Source organism: Mesorhizobium sp. 1B3, assembly GCF_050958605.1.
Classification (GTDB): domain Bacteria; phylum Pseudomonadota; class Alphaproteobacteria; order Rhizobiales; family Rhizobiaceae.
The window spans coordinates 382812-398982 of the sequence record NZ_JBJHDO010000003.1 but is presented as its reverse complement, the minus strand read 5'-3'; the positions used below and the strand labels follow the sequence as shown (position 1 = coordinate 398982).

The following is a 16171-nucleotide window of genomic DNA, read 5'->3' as shown; positions in this document are numbered from 1 at the left end:
GCGCTTCCGTGATAGCCGTGTAACGCGTGATCGGGCCTACTCGGGCCTTCTCTCCACGAAAATGGATGTCCGCTTTTCAGGTGGTTCGCCGTATCGGGAACCAAGCTTCTACGAGGAGCATTTCTCACTCTCGCAGGAGACGATGTGAAAGGGGCGGATATGGCGCAAGTGGAAGACTTGGTCAGATACGGCCCCACGCCGCGCGAGTTCTGGATAGGATTGGGACGTGCATTTGCCGGAGCTCTGATCTTTGGGGTGCCGGTGCTGATGACGATGGAGGCCTGGGCGCTGGGTTTTCACCTCCACCCGCTCCGTCTGGCTCTGTTGTTGGCGGTTACCGTGCCGACATTGATCCTGCTGCATAAATACGGCGGATTTCGCCATACGATCGCACTTCGCGACCGTATCGCGGATGCCTTCGTGGCTGTCTTGGTTGCCGCCGTGGCAGCGATCGTGGTGCTCTATATTTTCGGCATTGTGCACGCAGATATGCCGTTCCGGGAGGTGATCGGGAAAGTTGCCGTTCAGGTGGTGCCGGGCAGCCTCGGCGCGTCGTTGGCGCGCGCCCAGCTCGGTGCCAGCCCATTGGAGGAAGATGATATTCCGGAACCCGGTTATGCCGGAGAATTGTTCCTGATGGTCGTGGGGGCCCTTTTCCTGTCCGTGAACATCGCGCCAACGGAAGAGGTGGTGTTGATCGCTTACAAGATGACTGCTTGGCATGAGATCGCGCTTGTGGTGATGACCCTCGCGCTGATGCATGGCTTCGTCTACGAATTCGAATTCCGCGGCTCTCATAATCCGGAGCCAGGTGCTGGTTTCGTCAGCATATTCTTTCGGTACGCGGTCGTCGGCTACGTGCTTGTGATGCTTGTGAACCTCTACATCCTGTGGTCTTTCGGCAGGACCGACGGTGCGGGGTTTTCAGAGACCCTCAGCGCGGTCGTAGTCCTCTCGTTTCCCGGGGCACTCGGAGCGGCGATTGCGAGGCTGATACTTTGACGAAGAACTCCACAGGGAAAGCTAAGCCAGAGGGGCGGCAATCCGATAAGGCCGCAGCTCGGAAACCCGGCACCTCGATTGCCGAGTGGATAGTTGCGGGCATCAGTTGCGCGGCCCTGTTGTCGGTCCTCACCTATCTCGTCATCGACGGCTTGAGCGCACCTGATGGCACGCCAGAGATTGTTGTGGTGCCCGTAGGGACGACGCCTGGCAACGACCGCTATGTGGTCGAGTTTTCCGCCTCCAACCGGGGGGGCAAGTCGGTTGCCGCGGTCGAGATCAAGGGCGAGCTGCGCGACGACAAGGGGGTTGTCGAGGAAAGCAGCGTGGTGCTCGACTATGTCCCTCAGAAGTCCGAACGACGGGGCGCATTGATTTTCACTGCCGATCCCAATCGCCACCAGCTACGTCTCTTCGCCGGCGGCTATATCGAGCCCTGACAGCGCATCCGAGGGGCCTTGTCCACGCAATATTATGTCGGCGATCAGCGGCAAGTGATCCGACGCTGTTCGGGCAAGCCCGGTGCGGTGCACGCCGCCATTCGACACCTCGATCGAGTGGTCGAGAAAGACGTGGTCGATGCGCAGCAGCGGAAGCCGCGCCGGGAATGTCGGGCCGGGCTTGCGAGGATGAAGATCGACGTAAAAATCCTTCATGCGCTTGGCGAGCACGCGATACGCGGCCGATCTGGGCACGGCGTTGAAATCGCCGACCAGAACCCGCGGGCCTCGGCAGGAAGGATTGCCGAGCCAGACCGGGCCTAGCAAGTTCGCCACCTGATTGAGCCGTTCGCGTCGTGACAGACCGAGATGCGTGTTGAACACCTGGAGTTCGACACCGCCCACATCCACCGATATCCAGATCGCGCCGCGCGGCTCGCCCATCGAGGGTAGCGGGCCTGCCTTGACCAGATCTGCCGGGAGAGCTGTGAGGATCGCATCGCCATATTGCTCCTCTTCGACATGCAATGCCGGATGGAAATGCGCTGTCATGTTGAGATGCGCGGCAATGGCATGCGCCTGGTCGATGCCGCCCGTCCTGGCGCGTCGCACGTCGAGTTCCTGAAGTGCGATGATATCCGCCCGGCAATCGGCGATCACCTCGGCGATCCGCGCCGGATCCGACCTCCGGTCCGAACCGACGCAGCTATGGACGTTATAGGTCAGGATCCGAACCATTCTCTCGTCCCCCAACAGGTCGAAGTCACTCATTTCTGGCGGAACCGACGCTCGACCGATTCCGTTCCCCAATCGATTGGCCGCCTCGGCTGCTTTGCCGGATCAGAGATAGAGAAACTCCCGATGCACTATGGAAGATGGCTGACGCGTGCGCTGGTGGTCGCAGCGATCGGCCTTGCCTGTTTCCTTCTCTACAGGGCGCTCAGTCGCTACAGCTTCGAAGAGGTCGTGGCTTCGATCCGGTCGGTTCCGCCCATCCGGCTCCTGGCAGCTTTCGGATTTGCCGGCTGCAGCTATTTGTGCCTGACGCTCTTCGATGCGTTCGGCGTCAGATATGCCGGCAAGCGCCTGCCTTACATCAAGACCGCCCTTGCCTCGTTCGTCAGCCTCTCGATAGGCCACAATATCGGCGTGGCGGCATTGAGCAGCGGAGCCATCCGGTACCGGTTCTACTCGAATTGGGGACTGAATGCAGAGGAGGTGGCGAAGGTAGTTCTTTTTTCCGGAATGACGGTCGCGCTGGGCTTGATCACGCTCGGCGGCTCGGGGATGCTGCTCAATCCTGCCGCGGCGGCGCAGATGACCGGCTTCAGCGCTGAATCGATCCGCGCATTGGGGCTCGCATGCCTGGCCATCATGTGTGCGTATGTCGTTCTTTCGGCTTTTCTGCGCTCCTCGCTGCATTTGGGGAAATGGTCGTTCGAAATGCCGTCGCCGCGACTGGCCTCGGCCCAGGTGCTGATCGGCTCCGTCAATTTCGCCTTCGTGGCGGCGTGCCTGCACCAGACGCTTGCTGCGTTTACGGATGCCGGCTATCTGGCGGTTTCCTCCGTCTATGTCATCGCCAACACCACCGCGCTCGTCAGCCACGTGCCGGGTGGCCTGGGCGTCCTGGAAACCGCGATCCTCTACTTGATGCCAGGAGGGACGTTGATCGGCGCGCTCCTCGCGTTCCGCTTCGTGTATTTCTTCGTGCCGCTTGGCTTTGGTCTCACCTTGCAGTTCCTTTCGGAGCGGCGATCCTTCAAGGAAGCGAGAAAGCGGAAGATGGATGAAGCGCCGCCGGCTCAAACAATGCCAGCCGACACGCGCTCCGCCCAATTTTTGAGCCGTCGTAAAAGCCACTGCAGCGGCCAATAAGGGCGTTTCGGGTCGAGCAGGCCCGTTCCGAGCAGCAGACGGGTTCGGCCGGGTCCGATCCTGAATTCCCGCAGCCCCCGGGAATTGATGTTGAGGCGGTCGATTCCCCGCACGAGGGAGGCCTCTTCCTTCACGGCCGCGCGCACCGCCTGTGGCGTCGAGCCGAGATGTTCGGCGAGAAGCGCCTCGCGCAGGCCAGCAATTGCTTCGCATTGATGCTCGTTCCCAGCTTCGACTGCCAGGTCGCATTCGGTATCCAGGCCCTCGGACCGGTTGTTCAGGTTAGAGGACCCAACGCGCAGGAACCGGTCGTCCACGATCACCACCTTCGAATGGATCAGAACCTCGCATTCCTTATGCTCATCCGCCACGACCGCATACATCACTCTCAGCCTGTTGAAGCGGTCGGCCCTTTTCAGCCGCCGTATCAGCCGGTCGCGATTGCCACCCATCACGAACTGCTCCAGCAGGCCACGGGAACTTTCGGTCACCAGGATAACGATTTCAGGCCCGTCCTTTTCCCTTAGCCGGTTGGCGAGGGTCCGTCCGATTCCGGAAGAAGCGAAATACTGCGTCTCGATGTAGATAAAGTGGCGGGCGCTCTTAAGGGCATCCTGGTTCAGCAGGGCGACTTCGCGTTTGGCGGCACGATCATGGTGTCGCGGCCAGGTGCGGGCGATCGCCACATCCGTGTCGAGCAGGTCGGGTACAAGTCCGGCGGGCCAGCATTGGGTCTGCCGCCAAATGGGGCTGTGCTCTTCTCCAGTCGCCGCGCGCCATCGTTCTCGCGCGAGGTCCCCAAGGGCCCGCGCCGCATTGCCTTCGACAGCCATCTGAACGTCGTGCACGGGTGGGTAGGGAGTTCCGTCGGGCTCGCTCCTTGCAGGCTGGGCGGCGAGATGCTCGCTCGTATCCCATCGCTTGACCGTCAGATCGATACCTCCTGCAAACGCAACCGAATCGTCTATGCAGACCAGTTTCTGATGATGGCTGGCCCGGAGCGGATGCTCGCTGTCGAGCCGAAGCTGGATACGCGGATGATCCGCCCAATCTTCGTCAAGGGAAAGGTTCAGTTTTTTCTGCGAATAGACGGATCCCAGGTTCCAGATCAGCAGGCGTAACTCCAAATCCTCGCGCTGTTCGACGATGCTTCGCAACAGGCTGCCGAGCGTTCGAGGGGCGGGACCGCAGTCCGGGCGCAGGCTGATCCGGCCGTTGAAGTCCCACCCGAGTATCCATATCGATCGGCGGGCCAGGAGAAGCGCTTGTTCCAGATGGCGATAATAGCAGTCTGCATCGACGAGAACCGCCGCTCGCGTCGCCTGCTCGACGCGCCACGCGTTGCGGCCAGGGACAACTATTCGTGGAGCGTGTGGACGCGGTTCCGCGCCAGCGGAAATATCGGCTGGCCACCGACGCTGACCAGCCCGAGCACGGTAAAAGCGAGCAAGTTTAAAGGCTGACACTTGCCAGCGGCTTTCTCGCGGGGCCGTGGATCACCGAACCATCGGCGGCGAAGATCGAACCATGGCACGGGCAGTCCCATGTTCGGTCCGCGTTGTTCCAAGTGACGGTACAGCCCTTGTGGGTGCAAGTGGCGGAAACGGCATGCAGCCTTCCGGCATCGTCGCGCCAGACGGCCACCTTCTCGTCGCCTTGCACCAGAACGCCTCCTTGACCGGGCGCGATGTCCTCCACGTCGTCGAGAATTGACTGGCTGTCCGCGTTCTTGTGAAAATCCTTCGGATAGGGTCGCGCGGGATCGTAGAGCGTCACCCAAGGATTGGATTTGGCCGATACAAGATCGGCGATCATCATCCCGGCCGCCGTTCCGTTGCTGATACCCCAAGCATTGAAACCGGTGGCGATGTGAAAACCAGCCGCCTTCTCCGGATCCGGCGTTCCGGCAAAGGCCACTCGGTCGGCCGTGTCGTAATCCTCGTTGCACCAGCGCCATACGACATCTCGGACCGGAAAGCGTTGCCGCACCCATTGCTCCAGTTCCTGGAAACGCGCCGCAACGTTTCCATCCTGTCCGGTGTTGAATTTCGGTCCGAGCGCGACGAGCAGCGGACCCTTCGCGTCGCGGCCCATTCTCAGCGAGCGGGTGGGATCATCGATACCGATGAACATGCCGTCGACCATGTCAGGGCCGTCGGTGCGAAACGCCATCGCCACATGACTGCGCGGCTGCGTGCGGTTCGCCATGCCGACAGGACTTTTCACGGTCATGTTCGTGGCGATGACGACGTGCTCGGCATGAAGGGTATGGCCGCCGTCGGTGACCACGCGCCAGCGGCTAGCCTCGTCGATGAGTACCGCCCGGCTGTTTTCGAAGACCTGCCCGCCGCGTTCGACGACCGCTCGGGCGAGGCCGGCCAGATAGCTCGCCGGGTTGAACTGCGCCTGATCAGGAAAGAGAAGTGCGCCCGCGGTCTCGAAAGGCAAGGGCGCCTTGTCGATCGCCTCAGCCTCCAGGCCCAGCTCCCGCGCTGCCTCTGCCTCCGCCGCGATATCCGCGCGTCGGGCGGGAGAGCTCGTATAGGCGTAGGCGGGCCTCGATTCGAGATCGCAGCCGATATCGTACTGGCGAATCCACTCCTTGATGCGGGCCGCTCCGGAGCGGTTGGCATCGGCATAGCTTTGTGCCAGTTCCCGGCCGCGCGTTTCTATCAGGTGGCGGTAAATCAGGGCGTGCTGCGTCGTGATCTTTGCCGTCGAGCGGCCGGTCACCTGGCCACCGATCCGCAGAGCCTCGACGACGATCACCGAAGCTCCTGCTTCGCACAGGCGCAGCGCGGTTGTGAGGCCGACGATACCCCCGCCGACGATGATCGTTTCGGCGTGCAGGGATCCTTCGACTGGCGGATACGTGGTTCGTGGTGCGGTCGAGAGCCAGCAGCTCCCAGGATGACCAGGCAATAAGTTCATAAGCTCTTCTCTCGATCCAACAGGGCGTCTTTATCGTGAACGCCGACTGGAGGGCTTTGGTTTCCGAGCCGAACTCGCTGGGAATATCGCTGCTCGAGCGAGCGGGGCCGCGGGTCACATCGTGTCGAGGAAAGGAATCTCGGGTCGTGCGATCATGAGCCAGAAGATACCGGCGACCGCAGCAAATGCCGGAAAGCCGAAGGCGAACCACAGCCTGAACAGGAGATGGTATTGCGAGGGTAGGGGCTTGCCGTCCAAAGCCGCCGCGCCGGCGAGATCGCGCATGCGCATCTGCATCCATACGACAGGCAGCCAGAATGCGCCGGTAACGATGTAGAGCAGCATGGAGAGCAGGATCCATCCGTCCCATAACGAATAACCTACGGTCCAGGCGAGCGCCACGCCCGTCACAGGCTGCGCGACGACCGCGGTAGCGGTGAACAGGAAATCGGCGATCACCACGATGCGGGCCACACCCGCTACGACGACAGGATTTCCGGTTCGATGAGCGAGCAGCATGAAAAATGCGATGCCCGCTCCTGTGCCCAGCAGAACCGAGGCGCCAATGACGTGCAGATACTTCAACAGGAAATAAAGCATCAGCGCTCCTCCAATATGGCGAGCGCTACCAGATTGAGCGCCATGATCGGCCATATCTTCATCATGGGACCGAGCGGCTCCTTCCAGAGTTCCGGGACGAGGATCGATCCCGCTACCAGGTAGAACAACGAGATTGCCAGCGCGGCGTGAAGGCCGGCCCTGGCCGTGGGTCGATAGAGGATCGCAAGGCCGATCGCGATGTCCGCCAAGGCGCCCGCGATGACGCCGGGCGCTGCCAGACTGCCCGTTCCTGCCCGTTGCATGAGCCCGACGCCGATGTCGAAGCCGGGCCCTAACGAGATCAGCCCTGTGGCGATCCAGAACAGGGCAAACACGATAAAGATCACAGGCTTCAGAAAATAGAGCTTGGAAAACCATCGCTCCTGTACGGACGAAGGTTCTCGTTCAAGAGTTGCGCTGAGATCGCGGGGATGAAGGCCCGTCGAAGCTTGCCAAGGGTTGGGATCTCCCACAGCTCCGCGAGCCATCTCCCGTTTCGCGGTCGAGCGCACCGGCGGGCGCCATCCGAGCCAACCGGCAACGTCGCCTGACCAATAAGCGAGATCCGCAACCCACCGGGGCAAGAGGGCGCGTCGGGCGGGTGCCCAGCCCAGCCAATGCCGATATGTCGCCACGACGTCTTCGAAAGTGATTTTTCTAGGGCCCGCAAGCTCGAGGATCGTGCGGCTCGGCGCTTCGGGGTTCAGGTAAAAGACGACGGTCTCCACGACGTCATCCATCATCACGACCTGCAGGGGGCCGGTAGCCGGCATGACGGGCAGGAAAGGCAGAGACGCGAGACCGCGTATCAACGCGCTGGCGCCGAATGCGGAGCGGCCGAGAACGACCGACGGGCGAAGAATGACCCAGTCCAGGCCTGAAGCCGTCAAGACCTCGTCGCCGGCGAGCTTTGTTCTGGAAAATTCGGACACGGCGCCCCGATCCACGCCTATCGCAGAAAAATGGATGACGCGACGGATACCGCGGTTTTCGCATGCGCGGAAAAGGGCAGCTATTCCCGCCACGTGAACCCCTTTCGGGGACTCGACTAGCCCCTGCTGGAAGACTCCGGCGCAGTTGACGACAGCGTTGACGCCGTCCAGATGCCCCTCCCATTCCTCTGGCGAAGTCGCCTTGGCGATGTCGAGGGTGATGGCTCGGTCGACTGATTGCATTGCTGAGCGCGAACGCGCGACCCCCACGACCTCGTGACCGTCGGCTCTGAGTCTTGCGCAGACGGCAGAACCGATGAGGCCTGTCGCGCCGACGACGAGCACTCTCATTGTGGGTCTTCCAAGATCCGACGACGGTCGAGCCGTAGCCTTATCTCATTGAGGAGCTTCACGCCGATCGCCGCCTCAGGGCGTTACCAAGGCTTGACCCAGTCGGCAAACACGACCTGATTGTCCCTGTGGTTACCGCCCAAAACAGCGCCGTAATATGCTGCCACAGCGCTGACGAGCAAGGTGGCTGCCGTCATGAACGCCGCGATCATACCGACGCGCCGCGCCTTGTCGGCGATTTCTCGAGCCTTGGCTTCCGCCTGCTGCACTTGCGTCCACAATGCGTCTACGCGCTGCTGCGCCTGCGCCTGATCGAGCCCCGTGCGAGCCGAAATCACGCTGGCGAGATACTGCCTGTCCTCGTCGGATAGAGCTCCGTCGGTGAGGGAGGAAACGAGCACGCGGGTGATCTCGTCGCGGGCGGCTGTGGATGGCGGTTCGGCGCCAGGCGTGCCCGGTCTAAGGAAACGGTCAATCAGCACGCCGCTTTGGTCGATCACCTCGGTGGCTGTTGTTGCGGCCCCTGCCGCCGCTCCACCTGCAACAGTTCCGGCTGCGCCTGTCGCTGCAGAAACGGCGGCGGTTATTCCCGAAAACGCAAGCAGGCCGCTGAGAAGGACACCCAGGCCCCATACGATCAAGCCGTGAGAACCATCTCGGATGTCGGACTCGTGCTCCGTTGCATCAAGCTTCCGCCGACGCAGGCGTCCGGTTAGGTAACCTCCCGCCAGATAGGCGGAAATCTGAACCCATAGCAGCCACAGGGCAGCGACGATGGCGAGCCAGAAAAGCGACATTCCGGCTTCTTCACGCGCGGATGTGAGGGAAAGTCCGATAGCGGATCCAAACGTCAGAAGGACAAAAGCGATCGCGCTTGCCAGAACCGTCCCAGCAAGAATGGCTGGCCAGTCCACATAAGAGCTTTCATCCGCCGAAACAGTAGTGGCGACGGGGACATCTTCTTCAATGAACGACATCGGCAATCCTCCTTCCGCAAGACTGGATCGGCCGCCACTTCATCGCAGGCCGAGGAAAGAAAGTATTGCCATGATCACGACGACCAGACCGATGAGATAGATAAGTCCATGCATGGCTCTGCTCCCATTTTGGTAGCGATTAAAAACAACCATGAACATGCAGGAATGTTCCCTGGTCTGCCTTCGGAGCCAGACGGCCTAGCTTTCCGCGTCGTGGTCCCTGTCGCGGAGTTTGCGCCTCAATACGTCATCGGTGCCCACGAGCTTCTTGGTGGAGCCGGGAATGGCCGTCGAAACGACGGAAACAGGATCGCTCGCCGGGAAAGTGTCTTCGAGACCTTCCTGTAGTTGCTCCTCCAGAGTGCCTTTGTCTTCTGCACGTCCCGCCGTGCGTCGTTTCCGTTGTTCAACCATCGCCATTGATACCCTCCGGAGTTGATGACTTGCAGCCTCGGTATCTCTGAACACCTCAGCTTCAGAACGGTTCCGACAGGGTGCGCCGCACGCTGGCAAGCTCGGAACAAAGCCCAGCAGCGAAGGTTTGGCGGCAGACCTGCAGGTCTGCCGATTTTTCCAAGGAGCCACGATCATGAATCGCTCTCTAAAAGCCATGGCCGCAGCGGCAGCTTTCGTCTTGGCTGTTCCTGCCTTTGCCGACGAAACAGCCCAAACTTTTGTCGACAAGGCAGCCACTGGAGGCCTGTTCGAAGTTCAATCGAGTGGGCTTGCGGCCAAAATGTCCAAAGCCGCTGAGGTCCAGTCATTCGCCCAGATGATGATAGAAGATCACGGCAAGGCCAACGCGACTCTTGATGCCTTGGCCAAGAAAGAGGGCTTGAAAGTTCCTGCAGCGCTGGACAAGGAGCACGCGGCAAAGATCCAGACGTTGCAAGGCGCGGGCAGCCAGTTTGATCCACCCTACGTCAAGGCCCAGCTCGAGGGACATCAAGAGACAGTCAAGCTGTTCGAGGAGTATGCCGCCAACGGCGATAACGCGGCCCTTAAATCGTTCGCCATGGAAACTCTGCCAACCCTGAAGGCGCATCTCGAAAAAATCGAAGACATTAGCGCGCAACTCGGCACCCAATAGGATAGCCGGAACAGAAACCAATATTCAGATTTCGCCCGCTCCGGGTGCCGAATAGTTCCACGCCGTAACTGAAAGGACGGGTTCTGCGGTGAGTGCAATTTCTTGCGGCCGCTTTTCTGGGCATGCTGGCGGGATTCTAAGGAACTTTGGCTTCGGTCGACCATTAACGAGAAATCGGTCATCATCATTCAAAGGCGAGAAATTCGCTGGAATATGCAGGGGAGGCAGGGACGTTGCCACCACAAGAACCGATTCCGTTCCGCGGAAAAGACGAGTCAGCCATAGTGGATCTGATACCGGCTTTGCGTGCGTTCGCGCGCACCTTTTGTCGCGATTCCTCCGATGCCGATGATCTGGTTCAGGAGACACTGACCAAAGGCATAGCCAATATCGACAAGTTCGAACCTGGGACTCGAATGAAGTCCTGGCTTTTTACGATCATGCGCAACACGTTCAACACCCGGATACGGGCTTACATGCGAGAGGCGCCAGGCCTCATGGATTGCGCATCAGGCCGGCCGATAGAGGAAGCCACTCAGGAATGGTCGGTGCGGGGAAAGGAAGTGGATGCCGCGATCAACCGCCTTCCTCAGCATCATCGGGAAGTCCTGATGCTGATCGGGGTGCTCGGCGTCAGCTATGAAGAGGCGGCGGAAATCTGCGGCTGTGCTGTCGGCACCGTAAAAAGCAGGCTCAATCGGGCGCGAACGAGCTTGCTCGTGGATTTGGGCGAGACTTCTCCGCGGACACTTATGGAGCCCGCCATGAAATTGGCCGGAGATCAGGTGCTATCCGAAAGTCCGAGGCGCCGATAACTTAACTCGGATTCTGGCGTTGCTTTCGCTGCGTCAGCGCTTGTTGCAGGTCGATGGCGAGATTGGTGAGACGCTCGGGGACCGTCTCCTCTTCGATTGCCGTCAAGATCATAGCGATTTCCTCGTCGAGGGTAGTTACCTCGACGGCCTTTTCGTCCCTTTCAGGAACCATCGCCGCGCTGCGGCCCATGAACTCTCCATAACATTTGTTAGTCGTTCCATGCAGTTTGTACTCATCGCGGGAAAATGCAAGAGGTTGCCGGAACAAATACTGCTTACTTCGATTGGGAGGGGACCCGCCTTTCGGCGGGCCAGAGAAGGAGTATCAGCATGGCAAATCAGCAAGATCAGAAGAAAGGCATGGGTTCCAAACGCGACGACGATCAACGCGGAAAAGGTCAGCAGCAGCAAGGCGGTGGCCAAGGCGGCCGGCAGCAGCAAGGCGGGCAAAGCGATCGGGACCAGGGCCGGGGTGGCCAAGGGGGCGGAAACCAACGCTAGAGCAGTTGCGCCCAATTGGCGTCGTATAGCGTCATTCGTTGGGCGCTCTGCCACTATCTCCAAGATGTAAAGCGCCGCAGCCGATCGCGGCGCTTTGCATTCATGCGCTCTATGTGAACAGACCGGCCTGCATGGCGCCGGCCGGTCTGCTGATGAGATGACCCCCTAGACTGTCGCTGTCGGAGGGAAGGGGCATCCTGCGGCCTAACTGCGAAGGGCGCGGATTGTTCCTGCTGCGATGCGGGAAGGTGATTATCGGTCCGAGTTCATCGGTACGCCTTCGATGACCGCAGGACCGCCTGTGGCAGTGCGCGCAGGCCGATCAGCTGTCTGCTGCCTGAAATAGCGAATGGTGGTGTTGAGGCCTTCCTCCAGTGGAACCGAGGGTTCCCAACCAAGCAGGCGCCGAGCCAACGAGATGTCGGGCTTACGACGCTGCGGATCATCTTCGGGTAGGGGCAGGAATGACATGCCCGATCGGGACCCCGTCGCCTCGAGGACGAGGCTCGCCAGCTCACTGATCGTGAATTCCCGCGGATTGCCGAGATTGATCGGGATCGCCGGATTGCGTTCGACCTCCATCAGGGCGACGAGTCCGCGAACGAGATCCGAGACATAGCAGAAGGAGCGTGTCTGGGAGCCATCCCCATAGATCGTCAGGGGACTTCCGGCGAGCGATTGCACGATGAAGTTTGAGACGATTCGACCGTCGTCCCGTTGCATACGCGGACCATAGGTATTGAAAATGCGGGCCACGCGGACATCGGTGCGGCCCTCGCGCAGGAAGTCGAAACAAAGAGTTTCCGCCGCCCGCTTGCCTTCGTCATAGCAGGCACGAGGACCCGTGCAGTTGACATTGCCCCAATAGTCTTCCCGCTGCGGGTGCTGCTCAGGATTCCCGTAGACTTCGCTGGTCGACGCCTGGACGAAGCGCGCATTGCTGCGCTCGGCGAGGTCCAGGAGATTGAGAGTGCCAAGCACGCAGGTTCGCATCGTATGGATAGGATCCGCCTGATAGCGTGGAGGCGAAGCTGCGCAAGCGAGGTTGTAGATCTGGTCGATCCTGCCGCGGAGGTCGAGCGGACGGCAGATGTCTCGCTCCACCAGACTGAAGCGCGCATGATTGCGCAACGCTACGAGGTTGCCTGTGGCACCGGTCAAAAAATTGTCGACGCAGACCACACGATGTCCTTTCTGGAGCAGCCATTCGCAAAGATGCGAGCCCAGAAAGCCGGCCCCGCCCGCCACGATTGCTGTTCCTGCTCCAGTTGACTTGCCAGCTGTCGGCATCGTCAGTCCTTTCCAATGTCCTTGGAACGTCAGAATGCGTGCTCGCCCACATTGGCGCTCACCAAGGCCGAAGCGCATTGCGGCGCCAGGGAGGCTTCCAACTCTCGGGCGCGCACCGCCGCGGTATGTTCGGCTAGAACTTTCGTCAGGGCGCGGGCTGCAAGCTTCGCGCGCGCAGCGCTGCTGGTGGTCTGAAGGATCCGCACGACCGCCGCCGATGATGATGCCGTAAGGATAGCCTCGCCGAGAGGGAAAAAATCTCCAAGACCATTCCAGACGTCGCTGATGACAGGCGTTCCACAGGCCGCCGCCTCGAAGAGGCGGACGCTGGGGGACCACCCGGCCGCGATCATGTCCGCGCGCGTGACGTTGAGGGTGAAGCGCTGGCGGCTATAGAAGGAAGGATGATCCTGCGGCGGTAGATGCTCGATGCGCTCGACGTTGCCGGGCCAGTCGATTTCCGGCGGATAGAGCGGGCCGGCCACGACGAAGCGCCGACCCGGCATTCGGCGGGCCGGCTCGATCAGCAGGCGCTCGAGAATTTCCTGGCGATCAGGGCTGTAGGTGCCGAGATACCCGAGATCCCAGCGATGCGGCTCTCCGGTGTTCCTGTAGCGATCGGAGTCGACGGAGCAGTAAAGCGCCAGGGCTCTGCGCGCGCCGTATTCCCGCTCGAGGCGCCTGAGAGTTGGGCCGCCGGTGAAGGAAAAATAGGTATCGAAGAGCTGCACCTGACGATTGGCGATATAGTCATGCTCGCCGGCGGAGAGTTTGGCGAGCGTAACCGGAGTATCGATGTCGTAGAAGCAGAGCCGGCCGGTGGCCAGGCCGGCCACCTGGTCGATGACCGCAACCCCCTCGGGGACATACGATCCGATGATGACCGCGTCGGCGGATCGGATCGTCGCCCCGTATCGGCCGAGGAGATCGGCAACCGTATCGTAGTACCGGAGCTCGCAGAATTCGGGGTCCGTCAAATCGCGATTGCGCGCATACCAGCTCACGTCTCGCTCGAGAAAGACGAGTTCATGTCCTCGCCGTTGCAGCGCGCGCATAAGCGCACGAAAGGTCGTCGCGTGCCCATTGCCCCAAGACGAAGACAAGGACAGGCCGATGAAGACGATGCGGAGAGGCTTGCCGGTCATTCGGCGGCCTCCAGTTTCGGGCGTTTCGCGAATTCCCGAAAAATCCGATCGGTATCGACCGCCCGGTGCGCATAGGTGTGTTCGCGCAGCACTCGTTGCAATGCGGCGCGCCCGATCTGCGCGGCGCGGTTGGCGGTAAGGCCATCGAGGATTTCCGCCACGTCCCCGCCGTCGCGGGCGACAAGGACCTCCTCTCCAGGCTTGAGGAACAATTCGAGGCCGAGCCAGGCATCCGTGATCAGGCAGGCGCCTGCCCCTGCCGCTTCGAAGACTCGGGTCGCCGGGGAAAACCCGTTCTCGGCCATGCTGTCGCGGCTGATATTGAGGACCGCGAGCGGCGTGGCATTGAAGGCATTGTGGTCATTCGTTCCGACATGACCCAACGAAACGACGTTGGGCGGCATTGGTTTGTCGTGCCAGCCCGACCCGCCGATCACGAAGCGCCGCCCCGGCAGGCTCACTGCGGGTTCGAGGAAGAACGCCTCCACCCTCCGTTCACGATCCGGGAGCCTGTTGCCGAGAAAAGCTAGATCGCAAGAGAAGCGCTCGTCGGAAGATACCGGATGGTGCGTCCCCGGATCGAGCGCGTTGTAGATCGGCACGCATTCGCGCGCTCCGGCGGAGCGATACTGATAGACGACGGGCTCACCACCGCCATAGGTGAGAACAAGATCAAGCCGACCCAGCATCGCGTGCAAAGGGTGATCCGGCTCCGCCCGCAACTGGGCCAGCGTCGCAGGCGCATCCACATCCCAGAACACCTTGAGCGCCTCTGGCCGGGCGTGCGACAGGATGGCTTCCAACAACGCTTCGTCCTCGAAGCCGACTCCGCTTGCCTTGACGACGATATCTGCCTGAGCAGCTCGCTGGGCAACCCGTCTCAAGGCTTCTGGCGTGGCCTCGTAGACGACGACCGAGCACCAGTCCGGCGGCTCGATGTCCCGGTTCTTCTGCCGGTCGTATGCATCCGGCTCGTAGAAGGTGATCTCGTATCCGTGAGCCGCGAGCGCGCGCAGGAGACCCCGGTAGTAAGTTGCGGCGCCATTCCAATATGAAGAAAGGATACTGGATCCATAAAAAGCAATATTCATTGAGCGGCCTCCTTGGCAGCGAGTTGGCTGACGACTCGTGCTGTCCCGCAGTCGGCGAGAATGGAAAGGAGTTGGTCTACCCGGTGCTGGCATGTGTGGCGGGAAGCAATCGTTTCCAGGCCTGCCGCCACAAGGGCATCCGACAGGGACGCGTCGTGCAGGATGTCCCTCAAATGTGCCGACATTTCCCGGCTGTCGCGGGCCGTGAGGAAATCGCGCCCGGGGTGGAAAAGTTGCTCCACATCGTCCCAGGGCGCCGATATGAGAGGGATACCGCAGGCCAGCGCCTCGAAGACCCTGATCGTCGGGATTCCTGGCAGCGCCTCCCTATAGGGCCTCCGTGGTATGTGCATCGTGACGCGATGCCGGGCGAAGGCAGCCGGTACGTCCGCGTTTGCGATCCACCCGTCATGCCGGATGCCGGCTTGAGCAAGCGCGCGGAGAGCTTTGTCGGGATAACGGACGCCCCGCACCGTCGTCGCCAAACCGAGGCTGCGGGCCGGCTCGATCAGGAAGGATGCAATCTCCGAGGTGCGTTCATCATCGCCCCAATTCCCGATCCATATCAGGTCGCCGGTCTTGGCTTCGGCGGGGCAAGGCCTGAACAGCCGCTGGTCGGCCGCCTCGTGGAAGGTAAAGACGTTTCTTCCCCAGCCGGCATCGACATAGCGGGCGCGCAACGTTTCTCCAAAGGCGAGCACTGCGTCATAGTCTTCCAAGACGAGACTGAAGATCTCATGGCCCGCCGAGACTGCGCGGTGGTGGGTGTCGTGGAAAAGCAGGGTGAAGCGGCCACCGAGGCGACGGGCGCGCCCGATCCGTTCCACCAGGGAGGGATCGGTCCATTCGTGGACGACCACCACGTCGGCGTCGGCAAGCCAAGCCTCGTGATCGAAACTGTCGCCATAGAGGTGAGCGATCAGTTCGGGAAAATCCCGCCGAAAGCGCTCGACCGCCATCGGCCCGTGCTCGGCCACCAGATTCGATCGACTCCAGCCTGACTCCGGCTCGAGCGCCAAGGCCTCGTGACCCCGGGAAATCAACTCGCGCATCAAGCCGCGCAAGAAGTGAGCGTTACCATGGTTCCAATCGGAGACGAGCGAGTGGGTGTAGAAGAGGAAACGCATG

The 16171-nt window shown here is 61.1% G+C and carries 17 protein-coding genes and 1 pseudogene; 6 read left to right on the top strand and 12 right to left on the bottom strand.

From position 1 onward, the window contains the following. The first annotated feature begins 159 nt into the window (after positions 1 to 159). Entirely contained in the window at positions 160 to 1002 is an 843-nt protein-coding gene (locus ACCO56_RS10970) for a TIGR02587 family membrane protein (protein ID WP_433640893.1), read from the top strand. Next, entirely contained in the window at positions 999 to 1442 is a 444-nt protein-coding gene (locus ACCO56_RS10965; RefSeq protein ID WP_433640482.1) for a TIGR02588 family protein, read from the top strand. Before ACCO56_RS10970 ends, ACCO56_RS10965 begins: the two co-directional genes overlap by 4 nt. Here ACCO56_RS10965 and ACCO56_RS10960 read toward each other — a convergent pair. Next, a complete protein-coding gene (locus ACCO56_RS10960; protein ID WP_433640479.1) occupies positions 1407 to 2180 on the bottom strand; it encodes an endonuclease/exonuclease/phosphatase family protein in 774 nt (257 codons plus the stop codon). The two genes, ACCO56_RS10965 and ACCO56_RS10960, sit on opposite strands and share 36 nt — an antisense overlap. 123 nt (positions 2181 to 2303) lie before the next feature. On the opposite strand from ACCO56_RS10960, the gene ACCO56_RS10955 reads away from it, so the two are divergent. Next, the gene (locus tag ACCO56_RS10955) at positions 2304 to 3320 is read left to right on the top strand and encodes a UPF0104 family protein (protein WP_433640476.1); all 1017 of its coding nucleotides are present in this window, start codon (positions 2304 to 2306) and stop codon (positions 3318 to 3320) included. On the opposite strand, the gene ACCO56_RS10950 is transcribed toward ACCO56_RS10955, so the two are convergent. Then, positions 3248 to 4477: a phospholipase D-like domain-containing protein gene (locus tag ACCO56_RS10950; protein ID WP_433640475.1), complete on the bottom strand. Its 1230-nt coding sequence runs from the start codon at positions 4475 to 4477 to the stop codon at positions 3248 to 3250. The genes ACCO56_RS10955 and ACCO56_RS10950 overlap by 73 nt on opposite strands. Before the next feature lie 108 nt (positions 4478 to 4585). Between ACCO56_RS10950 and ACCO56_RS10945 the strand changes: the two genes are divergently transcribed. Further along, entirely contained in the window at positions 4586 to 4783 is a 198-nt protein-coding gene (locus ACCO56_RS10945) for a hypothetical protein (protein WP_433640474.1), read from the top strand. Here the strand turns inward: ACCO56_RS10945 and ACCO56_RS10940 are convergent. The 5 genes and pseudogenes from ACCO56_RS10940 to ACCO56_RS10920 all read right to left on the bottom strand — a co-directional run. Next, complete coding sequence (locus ACCO56_RS10940; protein WP_433640473.1) at positions 4773 to 6251, bottom strand: FAD-dependent oxidoreductase; 1479 nt, start codon at positions 6249 to 6251, stop codon at positions 4773 to 4775. The genes ACCO56_RS10945 and ACCO56_RS10940 overlap by 11 nt on opposite strands. Before the next feature lie 114 nt (positions 6252 to 6365). After that, on the bottom strand, positions 6366 to 6851 hold the full coding sequence (locus ACCO56_RS10935; protein ID WP_433640471.1) for a DUF2269 family protein: 486 nt from the start codon (positions 6849 to 6851) through the stop codon (positions 6366 to 6368). Then, on the bottom strand, positions 6851 to 8134 hold the full coding sequence (locus ACCO56_RS10930) for an SDR family oxidoreductase (RefSeq protein ID WP_433640470.1): 1284 nt from the start codon (positions 8132 to 8134) through the stop codon (positions 6851 to 6853). Before ACCO56_RS10930 ends, ACCO56_RS10935 begins: the two co-directional genes overlap by 1 nt. A gap of 83 nt (positions 8135 to 8217) precedes the next feature. Further along, positions 8218 to 9111 (bottom strand): hypothetical protein, encoded by an 894-nt coding sequence (locus ACCO56_RS10925; protein ID WP_433640467.1) that lies wholly within the window; start codon positions 9109 to 9111, stop codon positions 8218 to 8220. 198 nt (positions 9112 to 9309) lie between these two features. Then, positions 9310 to 9507, bottom strand: a pseudogene (locus ACCO56_RS10920) (hypothetical protein); the annotation flags it as partial. 193 nt (positions 9508 to 9700) lie between these two features. Between ACCO56_RS10920 and ACCO56_RS10915 the strand changes: the two are divergent. Next, entirely contained in the window at positions 9701 to 10201 is a 501-nt protein-coding gene (locus ACCO56_RS10915) for a DUF4142 domain-containing protein (RefSeq protein ID WP_433640464.1), read from the top strand. A 233-nt stretch (positions 10202 to 10434) separates the two neighbouring features. Next, positions 10435 to 11016, top strand: a complete 582-nt coding sequence (locus tag ACCO56_RS10910; RefSeq protein ID WP_433640463.1) for a sigma-70 family RNA polymerase sigma factor — start codon at positions 10435 to 10437, stop codon at positions 11014 to 11016. A 1-nt stretch (position 11017) separates the two neighbouring features. Here the strand turns inward: ACCO56_RS10910 and ACCO56_RS10905 are convergent, their stop codons facing one another. From ACCO56_RS10905 to ACCO56_RS10885, 5 genes are all read right to left on the bottom strand, one after another. Continuing rightward, positions 11018 to 11206 carry a hypothetical protein gene (locus ACCO56_RS10905; protein ID WP_433640461.1) on the bottom strand — a complete coding sequence of 63 codons (189 nt, stop codon included), beginning with the start codon at positions 11204 to 11206 and terminating at the stop codon, positions 11018 to 11020. 563 nt (positions 11207 to 11769) lie between these two features. Further along, positions 11770 to 12807, bottom strand: a complete 1038-nt coding sequence (locus ACCO56_RS10900; protein ID WP_433640458.1) for a UDP-glucuronic acid decarboxylase family protein — start codon at positions 12805 to 12807, stop codon at positions 11770 to 11772. Between the two features lie 29 nt (positions 12808 to 12836). Continuing rightward, positions 12837 to 13952: a CgeB family protein gene (locus ACCO56_RS10895; protein WP_433640455.1), complete on the bottom strand. Its 1116-nt coding sequence runs from the start codon at positions 13950 to 13952 to the stop codon at positions 12837 to 12839. Continuing rightward, positions 13949 to 15043 (bottom strand): CgeB family protein, encoded by a 1095-nt coding sequence (locus ACCO56_RS10890; protein ID WP_433640453.1) that lies wholly within the window; start codon positions 15041 to 15043, stop codon positions 13949 to 13951. Before ACCO56_RS10890 ends, ACCO56_RS10895 begins: the two co-directional genes overlap by 4 nt. After that, entirely contained in the window at positions 15040 to 16170 is a 1131-nt protein-coding gene (locus ACCO56_RS10885; RefSeq protein WP_433640450.1) for a CgeB family protein, read from the bottom strand. Before ACCO56_RS10885 ends, ACCO56_RS10890 begins: the two co-directional genes overlap by 4 nt. Position 16171 lies beyond the last annotated feature (1 nt).